The sequence below is a fragment of the Merdibacter massiliensis genome (assembly GCF_900155395.1).
GTDB lineage: Bacteria > Bacillota_I > Bacilli_A > Erysipelotrichales > Erysipelotrichaceae > Merdibacter > Merdibacter massiliensis.
This window is the reverse complement of sequence record NZ_LT699727.1, coordinates 225,733-250,507: the sequence shown is the minus strand read 5'-3', so window position 1 is coordinate 250,507 and position 24,775 is coordinate 225,733. Positions and strand designations below refer to the sequence as shown.

Annotated in this window: 25 protein-coding genes and 2 tRNA genes; 24 read left to right on the top strand and 3 right to left on the bottom strand. The window is 38.3% G+C overall.

The annotated features are described in order from the left end of the window. Positions 1–133 precede the first annotated feature (133 nt). The 8 genes from BQ9859_RS09150 to BQ9859_RS09120 all read left to right on the top strand — a co-directional run bounded on the left by BQ9859_RS09150 (position 134) and on the right by BQ9859_RS09120 (position 5,360). On the top strand, positions 134–463 hold the full coding sequence (locus tag BQ9859_RS09150; protein ID WP_075877874.1) for a plasmid mobilization protein: 330 nt from the start codon (positions 134–136) through the stop codon (positions 461–463). Continuing rightward, positions 460–804 carry a replication initiator protein A gene (locus tag BQ9859_RS09145; protein WP_075877873.1) on the top strand — a complete coding sequence of 115 codons (345 nt, stop codon included), beginning with the start codon at positions 460–462 and terminating at the stop codon, positions 802–804. Before BQ9859_RS09150 ends, BQ9859_RS09145 begins: the two co-directional genes overlap by 4 nt. 114 nt (positions 805–918) lie before the next feature. Continuing rightward, positions 919–1,770, top strand: a complete 852-nt coding sequence (locus tag BQ9859_RS09140) for a ParB/RepB/Spo0J family partition protein (RefSeq protein ID WP_075877872.1) — start codon at positions 919–921, stop codon at positions 1,768–1,770. Continuing rightward, complete coding sequence (locus tag BQ9859_RS12465; protein WP_154666062.1) at positions 1,770–1,946, top strand: hypothetical protein; 177 nt, start codon at positions 1,770–1,772, stop codon at positions 1,944–1,946. Before BQ9859_RS09140 ends, BQ9859_RS12465 begins: the two co-directional genes overlap by 1 nt. 58 nt (positions 1,947–2,004) lie before the next feature. Continuing rightward, positions 2,005–3,510, top strand: coding sequence for a recombinase family protein (locus BQ9859_RS09135; protein ID WP_075877871.1), 1,506 nt, complete (start codon positions 2,005–2,007; stop codon positions 3,508–3,510). Positions 3,511–3,685: 175 nt separating this feature from the next. Next, positions 3,686–4,033 carry a helix-turn-helix domain-containing protein gene (locus BQ9859_RS09130; protein WP_075877515.1) on the top strand — a complete coding sequence of 116 codons (348 nt, stop codon included), beginning with the start codon at positions 3,686–3,688 and terminating at the stop codon, positions 4,031–4,033. Further along, on the top strand, positions 3,988–4,905 hold the full coding sequence (locus tag BQ9859_RS09125) for an IS3 family transposase (RefSeq protein WP_143404394.1): 918 nt from the start codon (positions 3,988–3,990) through the stop codon (positions 4,903–4,905). Before BQ9859_RS09130 ends, BQ9859_RS09125 begins: the two co-directional genes overlap by 46 nt. A gap of 92 nt (positions 4,906–4,997) precedes the next feature. Then, complete coding sequence (locus tag BQ9859_RS09120) at positions 4,998–5,360, top strand: VOC family protein (RefSeq protein WP_075877870.1); 363 nt, start codon at positions 4,998–5,000, stop codon at positions 5,358–5,360. 431 nt (positions 5,361–5,791) lie between these two features. On the opposite strand, the gene BQ9859_RS09115 is transcribed toward BQ9859_RS09120, so the two are convergent. Further along, positions 5,792–5,867 (bottom strand) — tRNA-Ala (locus BQ9859_RS09115). Positions 5,868–5,887: 20 nt separating this feature from the next. Next, a tRNA-Ile gene (locus BQ9859_RS09110) sits at positions 5,888–5,964 on the bottom strand. A gap of 188 nt (positions 5,965–6,152) precedes the next feature. Between BQ9859_RS09110 and BQ9859_RS09105 the strand changes: the two genes are divergently transcribed. The 3 genes from BQ9859_RS09105 to BQ9859_RS09095 all read left to right on the top strand — a co-directional run bounded on the left by BQ9859_RS09105 (position 6,153) and on the right by BQ9859_RS09095 (position 10,043). After that, complete coding sequence (locus tag BQ9859_RS09105) at positions 6,153–8,147, top strand: oxidoreductase (RefSeq protein WP_075877869.1); 1,995 nt, start codon at positions 6,153–6,155, stop codon at positions 8,145–8,147. Between the two features lie 113 nt (positions 8,148–8,260). Next, positions 8,261–9,127 (top strand): LysR family transcriptional regulator, encoded by an 867-nt coding sequence (locus BQ9859_RS09100; RefSeq protein WP_075877868.1) that lies wholly within the window; start codon positions 8,261–8,263, stop codon positions 9,125–9,127. Between the two features lie 118 nt (positions 9,128–9,245). Further along, positions 9,246–10,043 carry a MerR family transcriptional regulator gene (locus BQ9859_RS09095; RefSeq protein WP_075877867.1) on the top strand — a complete coding sequence of 266 codons (798 nt, stop codon included), beginning with the start codon at positions 9,246–9,248 and terminating at the stop codon, positions 10,041–10,043. 57 nt (positions 10,044–10,100) lie between these two features. Here BQ9859_RS09095 and BQ9859_RS09090 read toward each other — a convergent pair whose 3' ends face one another. Next, a complete protein-coding gene (locus tag BQ9859_RS09090; protein ID WP_075876486.1) occupies positions 10,101–11,357 on the bottom strand; it encodes an IS110 family RNA-guided transposase in 1,257 nt (418 codons plus the stop codon). A 235-nt stretch (positions 11,358–11,592) separates the two neighbouring features. On the opposite strand from BQ9859_RS09090, the gene BQ9859_RS09085 reads away from it, so the two are divergent. The 13 genes from BQ9859_RS09085 (at position 11,593) to BQ9859_RS09020 (ending at position 24,733) form a co-directional block, all read left to right on the top strand. Then, positions 11,593–12,474, top strand: coding sequence for an ABC transporter ATP-binding protein (locus tag BQ9859_RS09085; RefSeq protein WP_235846423.1), 882 nt, complete (start codon positions 11,593–11,595; stop codon positions 12,472–12,474). After that, positions 12,471–13,184, top strand: coding sequence for an ABC transporter permease (locus tag BQ9859_RS09080; protein ID WP_075877865.1), 714 nt, complete (start codon positions 12,471–12,473; stop codon positions 13,182–13,184). The genes BQ9859_RS09085 and BQ9859_RS09080 overlap by 4 nt, the downstream gene beginning before the upstream one ends. 155 nt (positions 13,185–13,339) lie before the next feature. After that, the gene (gene tsaE / locus BQ9859_RS09075) at positions 13,340–13,789 is read left to right on the top strand and encodes a tRNA (adenosine(37)-N6)-threonylcarbamoyltransferase complex ATPase subunit type 1 TsaE (RefSeq protein ID WP_075877864.1); all 450 of its coding nucleotides are present in this window, start codon (positions 13,340–13,342) and stop codon (positions 13,787–13,789) included. Then, on the top strand, positions 13,786–14,394 hold the full coding sequence (gene tsaB / locus BQ9859_RS09070) for a tRNA (adenosine(37)-N6)-threonylcarbamoyltransferase complex dimerization subunit type 1 TsaB (protein WP_075877863.1): 609 nt from the start codon (positions 13,786–13,788) through the stop codon (positions 14,392–14,394). Before tsaE ends, tsaB begins: the two co-directional genes overlap by 4 nt. Continuing rightward, positions 14,391–14,840: a ribosomal protein S18-alanine N-acetyltransferase gene (rimI, locus tag BQ9859_RS09065; protein ID WP_075877862.1), complete on the top strand. Its 450-nt coding sequence runs from the start codon at positions 14,391–14,393 to the stop codon at positions 14,838–14,840. Before tsaB ends, rimI begins: the two co-directional genes overlap by 4 nt. After that, a complete protein-coding gene (gene tsaD / locus BQ9859_RS09060; protein WP_075877861.1) occupies positions 14,837–15,856 on the top strand; it encodes a tRNA (adenosine(37)-N6)-threonylcarbamoyltransferase complex transferase subunit TsaD in 1,020 nt (339 codons plus the stop codon). Before rimI ends, tsaD begins: the two co-directional genes overlap by 4 nt. A 122-nt stretch (positions 15,857–15,978) precedes the next feature. Further along, positions 15,979–18,363: an HAD-IC family P-type ATPase gene (locus BQ9859_RS09055; RefSeq protein WP_075877860.1), complete on the top strand. Its 2,385-nt coding sequence runs from the start codon at positions 15,979–15,981 to the stop codon at positions 18,361–18,363. A 678-nt stretch (positions 18,364–19,041) separates the two neighbouring features. After that, positions 19,042–20,334, top strand: coding sequence for a group II intron reverse transcriptase/maturase (gene ltrA, locus BQ9859_RS09045; RefSeq protein ID WP_075877859.1), 1,293 nt, complete (start codon positions 19,042–19,044; stop codon positions 20,332–20,334). 185 nt (positions 20,335–20,519) lie between these two features. Further along, positions 20,520–21,092, top strand: coding sequence for a GNAT family N-acetyltransferase (locus tag BQ9859_RS09040; protein ID WP_075877858.1), 573 nt, complete (start codon positions 20,520–20,522; stop codon positions 21,090–21,092). An 18-nt stretch (positions 21,093–21,110) separates the two neighbouring features. Next, positions 21,111–21,860 carry a nitroreductase family protein gene (locus BQ9859_RS09035; RefSeq protein ID WP_075877857.1) on the top strand — a complete coding sequence of 250 codons (750 nt, stop codon included), beginning with the start codon at positions 21,111–21,113 and terminating at the stop codon, positions 21,858–21,860. 9 nt (positions 21,861–21,869) lie between these two features. Next, the gene (locus BQ9859_RS09030; RefSeq protein ID WP_075877856.1) at positions 21,870–22,739 is read left to right on the top strand and encodes an NAD(P)-dependent oxidoreductase; all 870 of its coding nucleotides are present in this window, start codon (positions 21,870–21,872) and stop codon (positions 22,737–22,739) included. An 89-nt stretch (positions 22,740–22,828) separates the two neighbouring features. Continuing rightward, positions 22,829–23,491 (top strand): hypothetical protein, encoded by a 663-nt coding sequence (locus BQ9859_RS09025; RefSeq protein WP_075877855.1) that lies wholly within the window; start codon positions 22,829–22,831, stop codon positions 23,489–23,491. Between the two features lie 51 nt (positions 23,492–23,542). Next, positions 23,543–24,733, top strand: coding sequence for a hypothetical protein (locus BQ9859_RS09020; protein ID WP_075877854.1), 1,191 nt, complete (start codon positions 23,543–23,545; stop codon positions 24,731–24,733). Positions 24,734–24,775 lie beyond the last annotated feature (42 nt).

Here is a 24,775-nt window from a genome sequence, read left to right as displayed (position 1 = left end):
TCCATACAAGTGAAGGGGCTTATTTTTATTTCTTCCAAATAGTGGACAAGCTAAGGGATAAGGTGTGCATTTCTTTATGTTTTGTCCGTTTATGTGAAGAGATTGCCTCTTCTAAGAATAGGAGGAATTTAAAATGCGTAAAAGAAATGTACCTAAAAGAGTATGGCTAAGTAAAGAAGAAGATCAAAAGCTAAAAAGCGATGCCCAAAAAACGGGTCTAAAGGAATCGGTTTTAATCAGAGAACTTATCTTAGGTTATCGCCCTTGTGAGAAGCCAGATGATAGATTCTATGAAATTATGAAACCACTTGAGGATGTAGCTAAAAAACTTGCTGATATTTTTGAAATACCCTATTATCATCGTTTAAAAGATTTAGATGCGACATCTGAATTATTTAAGAATGTAAACCAAGTAATCGAAGATATTGACCGCACTTATAATTATAAGATCCATCAAAAATGATGAATGATTATTATCGCTTGAATGATAAAGATGAATTTAGCTTTTATAAGTTCCCTAAAGCTTTATTTAATGAAAGGTATAAAGATATATCAAATGAGTCAAAACTGCTTTATACGCTTTTATATGATCGTCTTAGCCTGTCTAATAAGAACGGCTGGTATGATCATGGTTATCGCTTATATATCTACTTCACCATTAAAGAAGTCATGCAAAGATTGAATATTGGTCATGATAAGGCAATCAGATTATTTAAAGAACTAGAAAAGGCTCATCTTATCAAGCGTAAAAGACAAGGCCAAGGTAAACCCAGTATCATCTATATCAAAAGATTAGAAGTCTAAGTTTCAGATCTTTAAATATCGTGCATTTAGAACCTACTAATAACGATAGAGTAATACTGCACTTTACCAGTCGAAAAAATGTGTATTAAGTAATAATTATAGATATAGGTAAATATGAGTGAAATAATCCAAAGCGTCAATATCAAGGATCTAATTCCCTTTAAAGATCATCCCTTTAAGTTAAGAGATGGCGAAGAAAAAGAAGAACTTATGACTAGTATCAAATCCAATCAGATTATTGAACCGCTGATTGTAAGACCTGTTCTTTCGGGTGGTAAATATGAAGTTATCTCAGGACACAGAAGGCTTGATGCCTTAAAAGGATTAGGAATAAATGAAGTGCCGGTGATTGTTAAAAACTTAAGCGATGAAGAGGCGATCATTATGATGGTTGATTCAAACCTAAAAAGAGAGAACATCTTACCAAGCGAAAAGGCTTATGCCTACAAGATGAAACTGAAAGCTTTTAGAAAACAAAATAAAGATGAATTAACTTTGTCCCAACTTGGGACACAAAGAAATGATTCCTTTGTAGCCAATCAACTTGGCATAGGTAAAGAAACCCTACACCGCTATATCCGCTTAACTTATCTTATTCCTGAATTATTAAAAATGGTCGATGATAAAAGGATCGCTATCACACCGGCGGTCGAATTATCTTATCTAAAAGAGGACGAACAATTCATAGTCTATGAAGAGATCTATTATGAAGATTCATCACCTTCATTATCACAAGCTCAAAGATTGAAAACTTATTCTAAAGACGGCTTACTTGATAGAGATAAGATCTATGAAATATTAAGCGAAGCAAAAGGCAATCAAAAAGAAGTTTTAAAGCTACCTGTTGATAAGATCAAAGCATATCGTCCTAAAGCCAGTTCTCATAAAGAACTTGAAGACTTCATCATTAAAGCTTGTGCTTATTATCAAAGGTATTTAGAAAGACAAAAAGGCAGGGATAGGTAATGAATGATACTAAACAAGAAAAGATTACCTTGCCCCAAGAGATCTTGGATGCCTTAGCTTTATGTCTTAAAGATGAGATCATTGCCTTTTATAACTCTAAAGAGGGTCAAGAATACTTTGATAAATACCAAGATGATAAAGATAAATCATCAAATAGTTTTCAAGGCTGTAAATGACACAAATGACAAACTAGATATTTTCATCTAATAATGATTTAAAGAAAGGAGGAGGCCTATGCGTGTAGTTATCTATGCCCGTTTTTCCAGTCATAGCCAGAGTGAACAATCCATCGAAGGACAATTAAAGGTCTGCTATGAATATGCCAAAGCCCATGACTATATCGTCATAGGCGAATACATTGATAGAGCCCAAAGTGCTAAGACAACACAGCGAATCGAATTTCAAAAAATGATCAGCGACAGCGATAAACATATCTTTGATGGGGTGCTTGTTTATCAATTAGATCGTTTTGCCAGAAATCGTATTGATAGTGCCATCTATAAATCAAGACTTAAAAAGAACGGTGTTAAGGTCATATCAGCTAAAGAAAATATCTCTGATGATGCCTCTGGTGTTTTGATGGAAGGTGTACTCGAATCAATGGCTGAATATTATTCAGCCGAATTATCACAAAAGATAAGAAGAGGTATGAATATCAACGCCGAGAAATGCCTATCAACAGGACCTAATCCCGGGCTTGGTTATAAAGTTGATAAAGATCGTAAGTTTTATGTCGATGAAGATGAAGCAAAGATCGTAAAAGAGATCTACGAAAGATATGCCAGAGGCGAAACGAAAAATGAGATCGTTGATGATCTTCAAAGACGGCAAATCAAAACTTCAAAAGGCAATGCCTTTTCTAAAAACAGCTTGAATCGTATTTTGAGCAATAAGCGCTATATTGGTTATTACTTATATAAGGATCAAGAAACCAAAGATGGCATGCCAAGAATATTAGATGATGATTTATTTTATAAGGTGCAAGATAGAATGAATAAAAACAAAAATGCAAGGGCTCATAATCGGGCTAAAGAAGAATATATCTTAACCACAAAGTTATTTTGTGGCCATTGTAAGGAAATGATGATTGGGTATGGCGGCACAGGTAAACTTGGTAAGACTTATCGCTATTATATCTGCAAGAAAGCTCGTAAAAAAGAATGCGATAAAAAAGTCATCAATAAAGACTATATTGAAAACTTAGTAGTTAAAGAATGTCTGAAACTCTTAGATAAAGAAAGTATTTCCTATATCGCTCAAAGGATCACTCAAGAATGTAGTAATACTAAAGAAAGCTATATCATCAAAGATCTAAAGAAAAAGCTTAAAGATATCGACATAGCTATCAATAATCTTTTTAAAGCTATTGAATCAGGAACAGCAACTGAACTCATATTGAACCGTCTAAATGATCGCCAGAGCGAAAAAGACGAAATAGAAAAGCAATTGGTTATCGAAGAAAGTAAAAAGATCAACTTAAGCGAGGATCAGATCTATGCCTTTTTAAGACATATTTCCGGTAAACCGATCGATGATCTGAATAAGAAAAGATCTTTGATCAATATCTTCGTTCATTCAGTATATTTATATGATGATCATTTCAATATCATCCTAAACGGCAGCAATAAACAATTAAGCATTAATGATATACCTATTAAATCAATCAATAAAGCATTAAAAAGAGATAATAATACCGAGGGTTCGACCATTGAGGAAAGCGTTCCACCATTTAGTTTCTAAACTCGAACTATGTTCGAGTTTTTTATTGTACTATTCATAGAAATATGAATAGATGACTTCAGTCAGTTGAGCATCGAAGATGCGAAATAAAAAACCACGTGCTATGTAAAGCCCCAGTTATAATAGACATGTATAATAAAACCACACATGACTCTAATAGAAAGGGGCTTTTATCATGGCTAAAAAGAGTACAAAATTTAATAAATATACTCCAGAGTTAAAAACTAAAGCAGTAGAAGATTATCTAAGTGATGAATATGGTGGATTACGCAGCATATGCAAAATATATGGTATCAAAGATAATAGAACCTTAAGAAATTGGATAAGACTATATAAACAAAATCCAGAATTACTTAAAGATGATGGCAGACGCTTAGGTAAAAAAGATGGAGTATATAAAGGTAGATCTAAGAAAATAAATCTTGATTATATGACCAAAGATGAACAGCTAGAATATCTTAAGATGGAGAACGAAATATTAAAAAAAGCGAAGGCTCTCCGCAAAATATACGGAGAGCACTAAGATATTCGATAGTTTATGATTTAAAAGATAAATATCCAGTTAGAAGATTATGTAATTATCTTAAAGTATCAAGTAGTGGATATTATCGTTGGTTAAATATAGGCAGGCCTATAAGGTATTCATTTGATGATTTCTTAGCCGATCAGATAGAAATGATATTTTATGAATCTTATAAAGGATATCGTTATATAACAATGAAAATAGCTTTAGATACTGGTGTCATTTATAATGAAAAGACTGTTTATCGTTATATGAAGATATTAGGTTTATCCTCACCTATCAGGAAGAAAAAGTTTAAATGCTGTACGATTCAAGAAAAAGACAAAAAAGCAAGAACAGTTTGTGATAATGTCCTCGCTAGAAACTTTAAAGCTTCACGTCCTTTAGAAAAGTTAGTTACTGACGTAAGCTATATCTATTGTCAAAAAGGTCGTATGTATATTTCCGTTATTAAAGATCTTTATGACAATTCTATTTTAGCATATAAAATATCTAAATTTAACGATATGAATATCGTTATGAACAATATAAAAGAGATCATCAATGATAAGATATGGAATCCAACAATTGAATGCATCATCCATAGCGATCAAGGTTTCCAGTATACAAATATCATATATATCAAATATCTTGATAGTTATGGAGTTACAATATCACATTCAAGAAAAGCGAATTGTTATGATAATGCCTGTTGTGAAAATTTCTTTTCTCATCTTAAATCTGAATGCTTAGAACTTAATAACAATATCCCAAATACCTTTGATGATCTTATTAAGAAAGTTGATGATTATATCTACTTCTATAATCATCAAAGACCACAAAAGAAATTAAAAGGTATGCCTCCTATGAAATACAGAGAATCCTACCTATAGTGTGGTTATTTATAAGTGTCCCATTTTATTGGAGCTTTACAATTTTGGCGTGGTTTTTATTAATTCAACAAATAGAGAGAGGAGAATAATTGATGCGTTTTAAAATGATTCATGAAAATTATAATGTCAGTGATTTATCAGCTTCTTTAAAATTTTATGAAGAAGCACTGGGATTAAAGGAAAGCAGAAGGATCACAAATGACAGTTTTACGATCGTTTACGTCAAGAACGAAGAGAGCGATTTTGAATTAGAACTCACCTGGTTAAAGGATCATCCACAAGCATATGACCTTGGAGAGTGTGAATTCCATTTGGCATTTGAAACAGATGATTTTGCGGCTGCACATAAAAAACATGAGGAAATGGGCTGCATTTGTTTTGAAAATAAAGAAATGGGTATTTATTTTATTGAAGATCCAGACGGATATTGGTTAGAAATCGTACCATCAAAATAGTATTTTGAAAACGGCATTGATTCCTGCGCTGAACTTTGCAGACAAATTATGAATAAATACGTAAATAGAAAATGAATTTTAAATTGAAATCCATGACCATAACAGCTGAATATGTGTTATGGTTTTTTTATTGCTACGACTAAAGAGATGCAGAAAAAATATGTATTTAATATGTATTTATGAATAAAAAAATGCAGATCTGACAAGTTGAACAACAAAGATATATATCCAGTTTCTGAATGAAGAACAATCATGCATTTCGTAATTAATTATTTTGATTCTTTAAGAAGTTATGGCAGATCTTTGTATCAGAGAGGAGTTAAAAAATAGCGTTTCTATAAAGCAAAGGAATCTGTCTTTGTTTGGCCCAAGCGTTGACGATAGGCTAATAAAAATAAAAAAACGTTGATTTCTCAACGTTTTATTTTCCATGGTGGAGCGTAGGAGGATCGAACTCCTGACCCCCTGCGTGCAAAGCAGGTGCTCTCCCAGCTGAGCTAACACCCCATCTGTATATAAAAATTCAATGGTGGGCCTGAATGGACTTGAACCAACGACCTCACCCTTATCAGGGGTGCGCTCTAACCACCTGAGCTACAGGCCCGTTTCCATCGAATTGCTCATTTATAATATCACTGTGTTTATGTTATGTCAATAAAAAAATGCATTATTTATAATTTTTGGTGCATTATTTATAATTTTTGGAAATGATTTATTTATACAGAGAAACAATTGGTTGATAAGGCAGAACTTCATACAATGTTATAATTTTTACAACATAAGGAGGACAATATGAAGTACAAAACATTGTTTACCCCGATCAAGGTCGGAAGCGTTACTTTAAAGAACCGTTTTGCTATGGCACCGATGGGGCCTTTAGGTTTAGCAGATGCTAATGGCGGATGGAATCAAAGAGGAATCGACTATTATACAGAACGTGCCAAAGGAGGAACTGGTCTGATCATTACCGGTGTTACTTTTTTTGATCAGTTTGTAGAGAAACAAGATCCTTCAACGGTACCTAATCCATTGTATAAACCAGTGCAGTTTGTAAAAACAAGCAGAGAGATGACGGAAAGAGTGCATGCCTATGGCAGCAAAATATTTTTACAATTATCTGCCGGATTTGGACGTGTTACGATTCCAACCAATGTAGGAGATATTCCGCCAATTGCACCTTCTGCGATCCCCCATCGTTGGTTAGATAAAATTTGCCGTGCAATCACAGTAGACGAAATCCATATGATCGTAAAACAATTTGGTGATGCTGCTTATCATGCACAACGTGCCGGATTTGATGGTGTGCAGATCCATGCGGTGCATGAAGGTTATCTGTTGGATCAATTTGCTATTTCCATGTTCAATCAACGTACAGATGAATATGGAGGTTCTTTGGAAAATCGCTTGCGTTTTGCTAAAGAAGTCGTTGAAGAAATCAAAAAACGCTGCGGAAAAGATTTCCCTGTAACATTGCGCTTCAGTGTGAAGAGCATGATCAAAGATTGGCGCGTAGGTGCATTGCCAGGAGAAGAATTTGAAGAGAAAGGCCGTGATGTAGAAGAAGGGCTGCAAGCGGCTAAACTTCTTGAATCTTATGGTTATGATGCGCTAGATACGGATGTTGGAACTTATGATGCTTGGTGGTGGAATCATCCGCCGATGTATCAAAAGAAAGGATTATACAGAGAATATTGCAAGATGGTAAAAGAAGTTGTAAATATTCCTGTGTTCTGTGCAGGACGTATGGATGATCCGGACATGGCTTTAGAGGCAATTGAAAACGGAGAATGTGATGTCATTGACCTAGGCAGACCATTATTGGCAGATCCGGATTATTGTAACAAGCTGCGCAGTGGCCGATTAGCAGAAATTCGTCCATGTATTTCCTGTCAGGAAGGATGCATGGGTCGTGTTGCAGCATTCTCTTTGATTAACTGTGCTGTTAATCCGCAGGCCGCAAGAGAACGCGTGACGGCATATGAACCAGTCTTAAAAAAGAAAAAAGTGCTGATTGTCGGCGGCGGTGTAGCAGGCTGCGAAGCTGCACGGGTACTGGCGATTCGCGGACACGAACCGGTTTTATATGAAATGAGCGATCAGTTGGGAGGCAACCTGTTAGCTGGCGGTGCCCCTGATTTTAAAGAAGATGATCTGGCATTGGCAAAATGGTATACAAATGAATTACAACGTTTAGATGTAGAAGTGCATTTGCAAACGAAAGTAACAAGTGAGATGGTACTCGCTTCCGGCTGTGATACAGTGATCATCGCTACAGGATCCAAACCAAAAGTATTCTCTTTAGGCGATGATGCACATGTTTATACAGCTGCACAAGTATTGTTGAAAGAAAAAGACTGCGGTGAAAAGACAGTTGTGATCGGCGGAGGATTAGTCGGCTGCGAAACAGCTTTGTGGTTGGCACAACAAGGTAAAAAGGTGACAATCGTAGAAGCATTGGATAAATTGATGGCAGTGAATGGTCCTCTTTGCGAAGCAAATCATGAAATGTTGGAAGCTTTGATACCGTTTAACGGCATTGAAGTAATGACAAGTGCTAAAGTGGAACATTTCAAAGATGGTAAATTAGTTGCTGATCAAAATGGAGAAAAGAAAGAAATTGCATGTGACAGTGTAATATTGGCAGTGGGATACAGAGAAGAAAATCAATTGTACCAAGAACTCGAATTTGAAGTTCCACAGCTTTATGTATTAGGTGATGCCAAGAAAGTATCGAACATCATGTATGCGATTTGGGATGCCTTTGAAGTAGCCAACCATATTGCATAAAACATACATGATCGAAGGCTTTGTTGTTGTAAACAGAGATCTATGCTAAACTAAAAAGTAGTATACGGATAGACTTCAGTATGCTACTTTTCTTTTGTTTGGAGGCGAGACGCATGGATATCAAAGTGTTTTATTATTTTCAAACAGTGTACGAAGAACAAAATATCCATACAGCAGCAAAAAAACTGTATATCTCTCCGCAAGGGCTGGGAAAGATCATAAAGGCCTTGGAAGAAGAAATGGGTGCTGCCCTTTTAACTCGAACAAAGAAAGGGGTAGTTGCAACTGAGAGCGGAAAAATTTTTTATGAGAAAAGCAAACAGTTCACAAAAGAGATACAGGAGATGAAAAGGGAAATTGCGATGATGAACCGGGAGAAAAATGAGTTGCGTATCGGTTTTTCTGCGGGTACTTTAAAAGCAATTTCACTACAGCGGATATTTGATTATCAGAAATTATACCCAGAACAGCGTATCATCTGGGGTGAAAATGAGAATGAAATAGTATTAAGAGGTATCAAGGAAGATACGATCGACTATGGATTTGTCACATCTAAAATAGAGGATTCTCTGTTTCAGCAAATGGAGCTGATTCGTTTGCCGATCCTGCTGCTAGTCTATGAAGGACATCCTTTCTGGAAGGAAAATGAAGTGAGCATGGATATGCTGCAGAAGGAAGATATGATCGTGATGAATGAACAATACCATATTTATTATGATTTTATGCGCTCATGTCAGATGCACGGCTTTCTGCCGAACATCTGTGCCAAAACAATGGATGGTGAAACGCTTTATCACCTCTGTGAACAAAAAGTTGGACTTGCACTTTGTCCGGCTTTTCCCAATCCTTCTTTCCATCATCTGAAAGCCATTCCTTTTAAAGAAAATTATCAATGGAAAATTTATGGAACCTGGAAGAAGCGAACAAAGCAGAGAAACTGTTTGATGGCCTTTCAATCGTTTTGTAAAGACAAATTATAAGAGAAGAACAAATAAAACAGATGAATCCTGCTATTTGTTCTTTTTTTTGAAAGAAATAAAATGTGCTTGCTTATGACGTAACGTCATGTTTTATAGTATGAATAGAGGAGATGAGAGAATGAAAGAAACAACTCGTGCCAAACGATATATGACTATCGGAGAAATAGCAAAAAAAATGGATGTCAGCGTACGTACATTACAGCATTATGATCATGCAGGATTACTGAATCCTACTGCCATAAGTGACGGCGGACGTCGTTTATATACAGACAAAGATGTCATCCGTCTCCATCAGATCTTATCGTTAAAACACTTAGGCTTTTCTTTAAGTGATATTAAGAATCGCTTGATTTCTTTAGATACTCCGCAAGAAGTCGCAAACGTTTTGCAGGAGCAGGCAACGGCAGTTCGTGAAAAGATAGACAAGCTGACACAATCTTTACAGGAGCTGGAGCTTCTTCGAGAAGAAGTCTTGCAAATGCGTACAGTGGACTTTAAAAAATATGCAGATATCATCGTTAATTTGCAGATGCACAATGAATTTTATTATTTGATCAAACATTTCGATGATCAAATGTTGGAACATATCCGAAATCATTTTGATAAGCAAAGCGGAAGGGCTTTTATGAAAAGATTTCTGTCTCTGCAAGAACGGGCGATTACTTTGAAAAAACAAAATATACCCGCTGACAGCGCAGAGGGACAAATATTTGCACAAGAGTATTGGAAAATGATTATGCATTTTACAGGAGGAGATCTGCAGATCTTATCGAAACTTGTTGCTTTTGGACAATCAGAGAACCTGGATCAACAGTGGCAGCAAAAGCAGCAGGAAGCAAATAGTTATGTTGAACAAGCTTTGAATGCTTATTTTTCGAAAAGAAAGGATAATCCGTTTCAGGAGAGTGAAGTGTGAATAAAACTGTAAAAAAAAAGCCGACTTAAAAATAAGTAGTAAAAATATCGAAAAAATTTATAAGTTGATTTGAATAGAAGATATATCAATGCCGGATTGTTTCAAAAAGTTTAATGCTTCTTCAACTGTTAGTGATTGTTTGGTATCGGATCGTGGATTCATGAAGGATTCATAATCCGTTGGTTGAAATACTTCGCCTGTTAGGATCATGTGATAGATACTGACCAACATCATGCGTGCGATCGCAATGATGGCTTTCTTGTGACCACGTCGTTTCTTGATATTGGAATACTTTCTTCCAAAATAAGATGTCTTATCTTTGATGGTCGATAAAGCACATTGGACAAGCAGTGGTTTGAGATATTGTCCAGCTTTGGAGATACGAACTGACTTTTTCTTGCCGGCACTTTCGTTGTTGGCAGGAGAAAGTCCAGCCCAACTGACAAGTTGTTTGTCGGATTCAAACTGAGACATATCGATTCCTATTTCAGAGATGATCAGAATGGCCGATAAGGAACTAATTCCTTTTATTTGTGTGATATGCTGGAAAGATTCGCGTAAAGGATAAGCCCGCTTGACCAATTCTGCTTCACATGAATTGATGAGTTGATCCAAGTACTCCATATGATTCAATGATTTTTCCATCTTGAATCGTTGATCCGCTTCGATGTGATAGCCGTGAAGGGAGTCTAGTATCTTATCTTTGTTCTTACAATTTTTGTGAATGAGTTTTAAGATCTTGTCATCATCAATCACGTTTGGCTTCATGACTTCTTTCATGATATTGGAAGCTGTCTTGCCAAAAGGATCGGAGACAACAGAAGCTAATCCGATATTGGAAACGGTCATACAGTTCTGATAACGATTCCGTTCTGAAGAACGCATGCAGACCAGCTTGTATCGGTAACGGGCGATCTCACGCAGTTCTCGGATTTCTTTTGGAGGGATAAACGAGAATTTGATCAGATCATGTTTGAAGAGATCACAGATCCATTTGGAATCTTTCTTATCAGTTTTTTTGCCTTTGATGGCTTTGACATACTTGGGATGAGTTAAATGGACATTGATCTCACCTTCAAGAATGTTGAAGATAGGGATCCAGTATTTACCGGTAGATTCCATGCAGACATCACAACAGTGATAAGAATTCAGCCAATCCTTTAAACGATATAGGTCCGAGTTTAAAGTGGAAAAAGATTGTTGGAAATATTCTGTGATGTTCGACTGTCTATCGGTGATACCAATAGTAGCGACGACCAGATCTTTGTGAACATCCATGCCACAGCAGTTGAAACGAACGATTTTCATTGCCATATAAAAAAGCTCCTTTCATACAAAAGGAGAGGTGGCATTGACTGTCATCAAAGCGAATCGACAACAGTTGATTGAACAATCATAAGTGTCCAGGCTCAAAGTCCTACTTATTTGTGCTTGATATGATGACGGCAACTTATAAAAATACAGGATATTCAATTGAGTAGAATTCCTACTCACCTCCACGTGCTCTGTAGTATACCACCTCTCTTATAGGGTAACACGAAAATAAAGCATGTGGGATTTATTGATGAAATATTTGTGTCCGCGCGACTTTAGGCGCGGGGAAATGGAGGAAAAAATGAAAGAGATGATCACAGTCAAAGGTTTAATAAAGCGTTATGGGAAAAATGAAGTGCTGCATGGTGTCAATTTCAATGTACATGCAGGTGAAATTTTCGGCTTGTTAGGAGTCAACGGAGCGGGAAAGACAACCACTTTCGAATGTCTTGAAGGATTGCGCAAGTATGATGCTGGAAAAATCGAGATAAGAGGTAAAATTGGTATTCAATTGCAGACTGCTTCTTTACCGGAATACATCAAAGTAAAAGAAGCAATTCATTTATTCGCCAATTGGAATCATACAACAGAAGATAAAGCACAATTGCATGCTTTAGGTGTTTCCCATCTTTCTGAGCAGTATTATGGCAAATTATCAACGGGACAAAAACGGAGGGTACATTTGGCCCTGGCTTTGCTTCGAGAACCAGATATCTTGTTTTTAGATGAACCGAGTGCGGGATTGGATGTAGAGGGTCGTGTTTCCTTTCATGAACAGATTCGTTTATTGCGTGAAAAAGGAAAGACGATCGTCTTGGCCAGTCATGATATGGCAGAGGTGGAGACCTTATGTGATCGAATAGTAATCCTGTCACAAGGAAAAATAGTATTTGCGGGAACGATCAATCAATTGCATGAGCGAGTAGGCAGGCAATATCAGGTCGTCATTCAAAGCAGGCTGGGGAAAGAGGAATATCAATGTGAAAATGTCGTTGATTCTTTGCTTGCCTCATTGCAAAAGTACAAAACAAAAAAAATTGAAATCAAAGATATGCGAGTTACAAGAGGAACGTTGGAACAGCATTTTTTGAATCTGATGAAAGGAGAGCAAGAATGAAAGCCTGGTGTTATGCAATTTGTTTACAATGGAAATTAGATATACGCAGCAAGACCTTATTACTTACCTGTTACTTAGTTCCTTTGACTTTTTATCTGGTGATGGGCGGCATTTTCACGATGATCATGCCTAATGCAAAAGAAACATTGATTGCATCCATGCATATATTTGGAATTTCCATGGGAGCTTTGATTGGTTTGCCGCCGACAATAATGGAAATATATCATAGTGATCTAAAGAAGGTATACCAGGCAAATGGAGTACCATTGAGCATGGGAATCATCCTGTGTGATCTTTCTGCCTTTTTGCATTTATCGATCCTGGGTATCGCAATAGGGGTATCTGCCCCTTTGATCTTTGATGCGGCACTGCCAGTGAATGGCGTGTCTTATGCATGCGCATTCCTGTTATTTGTCCTTGCCACGATCATTGTAGCTGATGTGATCGGTCTGCTTGTCCGAGATCCGGCAAAAGTTTCCATGGTGTCGATTTTATTTTTTCTTCCGTCGATCTTGCTTTCCTCTATTTTATTTCCTGCTCATTTGTTGCCTGCTGTATTATTGACAGCAGGAAAGTTTTTCCCGGCTTATTGGGGATATGAGATGATGAAAACGGCTGTTTTGTCTTTGGAAATGATGCTGCCGTTACTCATGATCGGAATCCTGGCACTGTGCATGACTCGCTATTTGTTATATCGAATCGAAGAATGATCAAAAGAACTGTTTCAAATGAGCAGAAACAGTTCTTTTTAATTGTTATCTCTAAAGCAGATAGAGATAAAATGTGATATACTATAAAGGCGTAATTTTCATAAATAAAAATACGTGGATAACGTAAGAAATAAAAGAAGAAAGGAGCAGCAGAAATGAAGGAGATCCAGATTCATTCATTGAAAGAGACAAAAGAATTTGCTGAAAAAATTGCAGAATTGTTGCCAAGACCGGCATTGATCACATTGAGCGGCGATCTAGGTGCGGGAAAAACAACATTTACGAAATCTTTGGGAAAAGCATTAGGCGTAAAAGGAACGATCAACTCGCCCACCTTTACGATCTTAAAGAGCTATGAAATGGGAGATGGCTGGATGTTGCATCATGTAGATGCATATCGTTTGGAAGGAATCGTACAGGAATTAGGCATAGAAGAATGTTTTGATGAAGGTGTTTGTGTCATAGAATGGCCTGATTATATTGCACATGCATTGCCGAAAGAACGATTAGATATCCAAATTCAAAATGGAGTAGACGAACAGAGGGTATTTATAATCAATGCAACAGGAAAAGTATATGAGCAGATCGTGGAGGAACTAAAATGAAAACATTGTGTATGGATACGACCAATCGCTATTTAGTGATTGGTTTATATGAAGATGATCGGTTGATCAGCGGTACGATGAAAGAGTCATGGAAGAGACAAAGCGAGACTTTGTTTCCCATGTTGATCGAATGCATGGAAGAGGCTGGATGGGACAGTGATGATATTGATGAAGTGGTCATCACAGATGGACCTGGAAGCTATACCGGTGTGCGTATTGCGATGTCTGTTGCCAAAGTTTTCTGTACGCAAAAACATCTGCCATTGTATACAGTCAGCTCTCTGCAGTTGTATGCAGGTTTAGCTGCCAATGCATTGGTGCTGATGGATGCACGCAGTCATCGCGCTTATGTGGGAATCGTCGATCAAGGAAAACTGGTTGAACCGGAGACGATTCTAGATTTGGATGAAATCCAGCGGCTGGTAAAAGAAAATGATTATCAAGTATATGGAGATGCTGCTTTGTTAGGCATGATATCCTGTCCGTATGATCTCTTAGATAATTTTATTGCGCTTCGTCCATTTTATCGATCAGTGGATAATATACATACGTTGACACCGCGTTATCTGAAGGATCAAAGTGCATATCATCTGGAGGTCAAATGATATCTTTATTGCAGACAGAGGATCTCAAGGAGGTCGCCTGTTTGGAAGAAGAATGTTTCACATCCTGCTGGAGCGAAGAACAGTTTCGATATGAATTAGAGGAAAATGCATTTTCACATGCTTATGTCGTGAAAGAAGAAGGGAAGATCCTTGCGTATATGATTTATTGGATCACCTTTGAAACTGCCCAGTTATGTAAGATTGCAGTTGCACCGCAGCATCGGAAAAAAGGAATTGCCGCTGTTTTGATGCAACAGTTACTAAAGGATACAAAGCAGGCGCAATGTGAATTCATAACGCTGGAAGTTCGTGTCAGCAACCAGCCGGCTATAGCTTTATATAAAAAATTTGGTTTTGAACAGGTTGGAATACGCAAATCATATTATCAAGATAATGGAGAAGATGCATATGTTTATGCATGTTCGATTGGAGGGATCGTAGAATGAAAGATACATTGATACTAGGAATAGAGAGCAGTTGTGATGAAACGGCAGCGGCGGTCGTTCGTAATAAAAAAGAAGTACTTTCCAGTGTCGTAGCGACACAAATTGATGTACATAAAGAGTTTGGCGGCGTTGTGCCAGAAGTGGCCAGCCGTATTCATGTTGAAAATATCTCGATGGTGATCGATCAGGCTTTGAAAAAGGCCAACTGCACGATGGAAGATATTGATGCAGTAGCGGTGACGCAAGGACCAGGACTAGTTGGTTGTCTGCATATTGGCCTGCAGTCAGCGAAAACGTTGGCATGGGCATTTCATAAACCGCTGATCGGCGTTCATCATATTGCTGGTCATATATTTGCCAATGAATTAGTGACAGATCTGCAGTATCCTTTATTGGCATTGGTTGTTTCCGGCGGACATACAGAACTGGTTTATCTGAAAGATGAGAATAGTTTTCAAGTATTAGGAGAAACACAGGATGACGCCATTGGCGAGGCTTTTGATAAAGTGGCACGTGTAATGGGACTTCCATATCCAGGCGGACCGCAGATTGACCGCTTAGCGAAAGAAGGACATCCTGTCTATACATTGGCAAAACCCAAAACGGAACAACCGATGGATTTTTCCTTTAGCGGGTTGAAAAGCAGTGTATTGCAATTTCAGGCTCGCTGCGAAAGAAAACATGAGACATTTGTACCGGCTGATCTTGCATGCAGTTTTCAAGAAACTGCATTAGATGCACTTTTATCTAGAGTGGTATATGCTTTGGACCATGTGAGCGGTATTCGCCATTTTGTCGTAGCTGGAGGTGTAGCAGCTAATTCTAGACTGCGTACATTGATCAGTGAAGAAATTGCACCGCGGTATCCAGAAATTGAATTTACGATTCCGCCGCTTTCTTGCTGTACAGATAATGCAGCCATGATCGCTGTAGCAGGAACGATTGCTTATCAGCACGGCCGCCGCTCTGCTTTTGATATCGGTGCAAAACCGGGAATGGAACTTGTTACAGAATAAATGATAGAATCAAAAGTGAATGGGAATAAATAAATTGCTTGAATGTTAAAATTCTGTAAGAATCTGACATTCAAGCAATTTCATATGTTATTATGATTAACAAGCGCGGGGTGAATAAAAGCATGGATAAGCGATTTGGTTTAAACAGTACAGAAGTAAAAGAACGGATTCGAAAAGGACAGGTGAATATTTCTCCTAAACCGGCAGTAAAAAGCTATCGGCAAATTATATGTGAACATACATTTAATTTGTTTAATGCGTATAATTTTTGTATCGCGCTCGCACTGGTGCTGGTGAAAGCTTGGACCAGTCTGTTCTTTGTTGTCATTGTAAGTTCGAATACATTTTTACGTATTTATCAAGAAATCAAATCACGTAATATGGTCGCAAAACTAAATTTGATCATCTCCCCAAAAACAAAAGTTATTCGTGACGGCATTGAGCAGGAAATCGACAATGAAGAAATCGTCATGGATGATGTCATCCATTTAAAAAGCGGTATGCAGATTGCGGCTGACTGTATTATTTTAGATACACAGGTAGAAGTGGATGAATCGATGCTGTCTGGAGAGGCAGAACCAATCTTAAAGGGACCAGGAGATCATCTTCTTTCTGGAAGCTTCTTATTGTCCGGAGCGTGTTATGCGCAGGTTGAGCATGTTGGACTAGACAATTACGCTACTAAAATAGCGGATGAAACGCGAAAAAGAAAGCCGGTATCTTCAGAAATGGTCAAGGTTTTCAGCAAAGTTACCAGATTAACCAGTTGTCTGGTAGTACCGTTGAGTGCTTTGCTGTTTTTTGAAGCACTGGTATTGCGTAAGCAGCCAATCACCAGCACGGTCGTCAATACTTCTACGGCGCTGCTGGGCATGCTGCCGATCGGTCTTGTATTGCTTGCCAGCATTTCTATGATGGCGAGCGTTGTACGATTAGGCAAAAAAAAGGTAGTTGTGCAGGAGATGTTCAGTATTGAAACATTGTCGTACGCAGATACATTGTGTCTGGATAAAACGGGCACCTTGACGCAGGGAAAGATGCGTGTAGAAAAAGTGCTTCCGTTACAGGAACATTCGATGGAAGCAGTTGAAAAAGTTTTGACTTCTTTTGTGAGAGGAAGTCTGGACAGCAATGCAACTTCACAAACATTGGCACAGCATTTTCAAGGAGAAGCAGTTTATGCTCCTCAGCGCCGTGTTTCTTTTTCTTCAGCAAGAAAATGGAGCGCTTTGGAATTGGATGGCATAGGCACGGTCATATTAGGTGCACCTGAGTTTATCTTGCCAAATTATTCATTTGAAGCTTCGATCGAAGAAGCAAAACATGGTGGGGCACGAGTCTTATTAGCTGCTATCCATCCTGATTTTGCTACTTTTCAAGAGACGATGAGCGATGCCGAGCCGTTTGCGGTGATCATCATTCAGGATCCTTTGCGTGAAGATGCGCAGGAAACGATTCAATTCTTTCAAGAAAATGAAGTGGACATCAAGATCATATCCGGGGATTCTCCGACGACTGTGGCTGCATTAGCAAAGAAAGCCGGTGTGAAAGATGCACAGAATTGTGTAGATGCAACTACACTACAAAGCGATGAGGAGATCGAACAGGCGATCTTGACACATTCCACTATTGGACGGGCAACACCGCAACAAAAACATAAAATGATCCTGGCTTTGCAGCGTCACGGCAGAACCGTAGCTATGACAGGAGATGGCGTAAATGATGTTTTAGCGTTGAAAGATGCGGATGTTTCCATTGCCATGGGAAGCGGGTCTGACGCAGCGAAACAGATATCTCAATTCGTAGTGATCAATGGCGATCTCAGCACATTGGCTGAAGTGGTCAGAGAAGGCCGACTGGATACAAATAATGTGACACGTTCCGCATCGATGTATTATTTGAAAACGATTTATACGATCTTGATTTCCATCATCATCCTTTTCTTGAATATGCCATATCCATTTATTCCTTTCCAAATGACACTGCTGGACAATTTTGTTGCCGGGTTTCCTTCCTTTATGATCTTGTTTGAAAGAAATATCGAGCGCCAGAAAGAGTCGATTGGCCGCCATGCGCTGCGTTATTCGCTGCCGAATGCACTGGCAATCGTCTTGATCGTTTGTCTGATACGTCTGCTCAGCATTCAAATGCAGTTAACACAAGAGGAAATGTTTACAATTTTATATTTCTCTGCTTCCATTATTTCCATTCATATGATCTATCGAATCTATGCACCGCTCAATTGGTATCGAGGAATGGTATTGATCTTAGATATTGCCGGTTTCTTCATTGCATCTTTATTCTTCTGGAATTGGCTGGAACTGGCACCGATGAATTATGAACTGGCAACGTACATTGCGGTTGCGGTCATCTGCGGCATCTTATTGGTAACGCTTATTTCCAAGCTGGTCAATCGATATTTAGATACACCGATGATGCATCAAACGATGAAAAATTCTATGCGAAAGATCCTTCATAAATGGAAAAGAGAGAAAATCAAACAATAAATAACGTTTCAATCAAAGAGCTTTTCTATTATGCATCTGTCCGACGCTTTTAGAGAGAGGTGTCTGCAGATTTATTGATCATGCGATGTTTTATTCTATGGATGTTTTCTGTATCTGTTACAGGAGACATCCATTTTATGTGTGCCGGGCATGGCACGAATTCAGTTGGAGATAAGCCAACCACAGGTAGTTACCGCCAAGTGTAGCGAACCACAAGTCGTTAACAGTGATGTTGAGGATGGAGGAAGTGGTGTAGCGATTCTTTCGAGCGTACGAACAGAAACCGGATATAAGGCTAAATGGTGGATAAGGTTGCATATCAAACCGAAGTCCAAAAGGTAAACGTAAAACCAAGACAGTAAATCAGGACGTTGTGAAAGAAACAGGATTCGTGAATTACCCCGGGAGGTCTTGTGGACGATGAAATCCAATATCTTTAAAATCAGTGATGGTAACATCGGTCGAAAAAGGTTTACCACAAGAAGTCAGCTGAGGTCGTAGTAGGTAGAGACATCTATACCCAAGGACCTAATGTTTATATGGTGCAGCTCACCATGCGCAATGTTTGGATAGTTCGAAATCGAGGATAGTTCCATAAGTGGGAATCGTAATCCCATGGGAATGAAGGTAGAGGGAATGGTTCCAAATATATTTACAAAAGGAAGGAGAAGCAACAACATGAAATTGATCGAAGTGATCTTAAGAGATGAAAATCTCGAAGAGGCAATCAAAAGAGTCAAAAGTAATAAAGGTGTACCTGGCATTGATAAGATGACAGTGGATGAAATTGACGAGTATTTCAAGGCCTATAGGGAACAGATAAAGAAACAGATACTGGCGAAGAAATACAAACCTCAACCTGTAAGAAGAGTCTATATTCCTAAATCAAATGGAAAGAAAAGACCCCTGGGAATTCCAACAGTAGTAGACAGGGTCATCCAACAGGCGATAGCTCAAGTGTTATCAGATATTTATGATAGTAAATTCAGTGAGAATAGTTTTGGATTTCGACCAAACAGGAGTGCACATGATGCCATCCTGCGAACACTGGACTACTTAAATGAAGGATACGAATGGGTCATCGATTTAGATATAGAAGCATACTTCGATACAGTAAATCACGATAAATTAATTTCAATACTTAGAGAGCATGTGAATGATTCGACAACATTGCATTTGATTCGTAAATTCCTGCAGGCAGGAATCATGGAAAATGGTTTTGTCAAAGCAAATGCCATAGGAATGCCACAAGGAGGACCTCTAAGTCCAATTCTATCAAATATTTACTTAGATAAATTTGATAAGGAACTGGAAGAAAGGGGACTATGCTTTGTGAGATATGCAGATGATAGTAATATCTTCGTTAAAAGCGAGATGGCAGCAAATCGAGTGATGAAGTCCGTCACATCATGGCTGGAGAGAAAATTATTCCTAAAAGTCAGTGCAACCAAAACAAAGGTAGTACGACCAACGAATAGTAATTTTCTAGGTTTTACATACTGGAAGAACTCATCAAAATGGGAATGTATTCCTACAAAGAAGAGTAAGAAAAGCCTGTATGATAAATGTCGAAAGGAACTCATTCGAAAGAAATGTGTAGCACAGACCAACGCTAAAACATTCACCAGGATAAACCAAATCGTCAAAGGATGGATAAACTACTTTCGAATCGGAAGGATGAAGAACTTCATCGATGAATTTGGACAATGGTTAAGGCACAAAATAAGGGTCATCATCTTAAAACAGTGGAAAGTACCACCGAGGATATATAAAAATCTACAAAAGTTGAATGAGAAATTGCCATATCACTTCAGTGATGAACAACTCTACTCGGTAGCGAATACAAGGCTTGGCCTATATAAACAAGCAAATGGGAATGTAATTAATTTCTTACTTAATGCGGATATTCTAGCCATAAGAAAAGAGGAAAGACCTGGATTGGTCAATCCTCTAGCATACTATCTAAGATAGGTTGTATTAACATATAAATGTAGCGCCGTATACGAGACCCGTACGTACGGTGCAATGAGAGGGGCGAAGATTAATTTCTTCCCTCTACTCTATTTGATCCGCAAAGCAGATCTTGGAAAAGAAAATTATACACGAAATAGAAGTTATGATAGAATATACAGTGTTATATTTAAGGAGGGGGCTATATGCAAATTCGTTTTGCCCAGATCAATGATGTGCAAGCAATTTATGATATCTATTGTCCTTATATCTTAAAAACAGCAATTACCTTTGAAACAGAAGTACCAGCCTTTGATCAGTTTCAAAAACGATTTCTTGCGATTTCCTGCTTCTATCCATGGTTAGTTGCCGAAGAAAACGGGGAGATTCTGGGATATGCGTATGCATCAAGAGCATTTGAAAGAGCAGCGTATGACTGGTGTGTAGATCTTGCTATTTATTTTAAGATGGATCATCCGCATCATGGAGGAGCCCGTCTGCTATACGAAACATTGATGGAATTGTTATTACGCCAACATATCCGTATCGTTTATGCCATCATTACCGAGGGAAATGAGAAGAGTATTCGATTTCATGAACGGATGTCCTTTCACAAAGCAGGATGTTTGAGCAAAAGCGGTTATAAATTTGGCGAATGGCATGATGTGGTTTGGATGGAAAAAATGCTGTATGAACCATGTGAGCCAAAACCTATTTGCCCGATTCAAGAAGTTACAACGCTGAAGGAGCAAAAGGGTGCAATACTAAAAGAAAGATAATTTAAGGAGGAAAGAAAGATGAGCGTATTAGATGAATTAAAAAAGAGAAAAAGTGTCCGTGTATTTGAGGAACGGCCGATAGATGATGAAACGAAGGAAAAATTATACACAGCAGCATTTGAAGCACCGACCGCTGGCAATCAAATGCTGTATAGCATCATTGAGATCCAAAGTGAAGAAAAGAGAAAGCTTTTGGCAGAAACATGCGATCATCAAGATTGGATATTAAAAGCTCCATTGATCGTTGTTTTTGTAGCAGACCACCGACGTTGGTGCGATTTGTATAAAGCAGCAGATTGTACACCAAGAAAACCGGGATTAGGCGATGCCTGGCTAGCGATGAGCGATGCCAATATTGCTGCGCAGAATATGGTTGTTGCAGCTGAATCTTTGGGTATTGGAAGCTGCTATATCGGTGATATCATTGAGCAGTATGAAACGGTTAAAAATGCACTTTGTTTACCAGATGAAGTATTCCCGGCCTGCATGTTGGTATTTGGTTATCCAACACAGCAGCAGATCGATAGGAAAAAACCTGCTCGTTTCCATAAAGACTATATTGTACACATTGATCAATACGAATTGATGAATGATGAGAAACATCGCGCTTTTTATGAAGAAAGAGCACAACGCAACGGAGCGCCAATCGTTGATTTTCATGCACAAGTTGAGGCTTTTTGGAAAAGAAAATATGAGAGTGCATTCTCAAATGAGATGAATCGAAGTGCACAAGCTTATCTGCATTTTTTTGCAGACAAGGAAAAGTAGGCAAGGAATATGAAGAAAATCGGATTTATCGGCGTTGGTATCATGGGCAGCTCCATGGTTCGCAATTTGATGAAAAATCAATATGAAGTGCACATTTATGCACGTCACCCAAAAAAAGTAGAATCCATCGTGAAAGAAGGAGCCGTTCTGCATGATACGATTGCTGATTGTGTGCGAGCAAGTGAAGCAATCATCACGATGTTAGGCTATCCAAGCGATGTAGAAGAAGTATATTTAGGAGAAAATGGCATCTTTGCAGCGGCGTCCGCTGGAAGCTTGCTGATCGACATGACGACTTCCTCCCCAAAACTGGCAGACATGCTGTATGCACATGGAAAAGCACGATCTTTAGATGTGTTGGATGCTCCTGTCACTGGAGGTGATGTTGGAGCAAAAGAAGGAACTTTAACGATCTTGGTCGGTGGAGAAAAGCAGATATTCGAACGTGCATATCCATTATTTACAGCTATGGGAACGCATATTTACTACTGTGGAGCAGCCGGTAAAGGACAGCATATGAAGCTGGCCAATCAAATCATGATTGCCGGAACATTAAGCGGGGTCTGTGAAGCACTCGCTTATGCAAAAAAACAGGAAATCGATCCATCCATGGTCATTTCATATTTACAAGATGGGGCTGCCGGATCAAGACAATTGCAATTATTAGGTCCGAAGATGGTAAATGAAGATTTTGCACCTGGTTTTTTTATCAAACATTTTATCAAAGATATGCGACTGGCAAAAGAAGAGGCAAGAGAAGATGCGCTTGCGCTGAATGTTCTAGAACTCGTCCTTTCCAATTTTGAGGATTTAGCAAAAAAAGGATTTGCAGACAGCGGAACACAGCAGCTGATTACATGGTATCTTCCAAAAGAATAAAATGTTCGTATAGAAAACACAGCAATCCCATGATTTTCTAAAAAGAATATGGTATACTTTATTTGTTATTTTGACTAGGAGGTATACTGATGGCTCAGTATTTGAAGCGGATATTTGTTGTGCTTTGCGCAGGTGCTTTGTTATTAGGCGGCTGCAGCAACAAACAGGATGAAGAAACAACGAAAGAAGAAAAGATCGAGATTACGGAAAATGCTGTTTATCTGGTACCGGATGAACCAACTTCTTATATGAAAACGGCTTATGATGAAGTAAGCGATGCTTTGCGGCAATCAGATGCAGAGGCAGAAGCGCAGGCAGTCGCAAAATTGTTTGTAGCAGATTTCTTTACATTATCAAATAAGGATTCAGATACCGATATCGGCGGATTAAATTATGTTCCGAGTGAGACATATGAGGATATGGAAACGTATGCACGTTTTTACTTTTACAATAACTATTCATCGATTGTTGCTGAGTTAGGCAAAGAAGAACTGCCGACGGTCAAAGAGGTCACTGTAAAAGAGACAACACCAGCACAGATTACTTATGGAAATACCAATTATGATGGATATCAAGTCAGTGTAGATATTGCTTATGATGATACAAAAGCCTCTGATTTGAAAACATCAGCAACACTGTCGATCATCAAGATGGATGATTATGACTATGATACTTTGGTTTCTATCAATAATGGCGAGCTGAGCGAAACGCCGTCACCAAAAACATTGATGCGTGTCATTGCATTAGAGTAAAAAAATGAAGAACTGATTCTATCAGTTCTTTTTTGAACGAGGAGGGTATCTATGCAAGTAACTTTACGGGCAATATGTAAAGATGAGAAACAAAAAAATGAATTTTATGAAGTTTTAAAATTAATCTGCGATCAAGAAAAATTACAAATTGAGGAGCGCGGAGAGCGAGTTGTAATTGACGTTTGTCCACAAGGGGCGATCGAATGCTTGGAGAATGGCAATGTGATCCATATGGAAGCTCATACCAGCCACGGCGGTCCTGGCTTTCATGCTTTTTGTGTCAATCTGATGGAATGGGTCGATGAAGAATGCGATGCACAATGTCATGTACAAGATGATTGTGGATATATGGAAAATCCAAATTTTGAACATTTGAAATATGAAGTCTTTTTTCCTTGGTTAAGCGATTTGAAACGCTTGATCTTGGAAGGGACAATGCAGCATCACAATTATTATTTTGATACAACACATTATTTGCCCATCCATCGCGAAGATGTGATCATTACGCCTTGCGGATTCTTAGATCGTAAAGAATTTGAAGAAATGGATACAGAGCGATTGGCCCCTTATTTTTTTCTGTGGATCAATGAAGAGAGAGATGCGCTATTTTATAAAAATTGTGCATTGCACCTGTTGGCAAAAGAAGGGTATGGCATGTATGCGTGCATGAATGAGCAAAGTGAAAAATATGCTTCTGCAATTGTCGATTATATTGAAATTGCTTATTCGAAGGATCCTGCTATCACGTTGCCTCTTCAAGCCTATCATGAATTATGTCAATTACTGCATAGAGAAGAGCAGATCCAGGATGGTGTGATGATGGATGAAGAAGTTTCGCAATATCGTTTGCAAGAAGTATATCATTTATTTCACGAATGGAGCATTTATGCACCTGGATGCTGTGAAAGAAGCTATGATGTCATTCATGATGAGCTGTATTTGATGGCTCCTTATGAAAATGCGGAAAGCGGATGGGAATGGATGTGGAAGATCTCCACTCATCTGCAGGAACCGTCTCATTGGACAACGGTGAAAGAAAATGGTGAAAAATGGCAGAACGAAACAGTCAATGGCCAGTATCTGGTTTCTAATAAAGATGAATATGATCATCTGCAGGCCATTTTATACGGAGAACATCCATTGTATATTGAGATCGTAATTCGAGATGAAAAAGATATTCCATATTTAAAAACTTGTATCCGCCGTTGTCAATATCATTTACATCCTATAACAGCTGAGTAAAAAAAGTCATCCTATCCTATGATAGAATGACTTTTTTAGTAC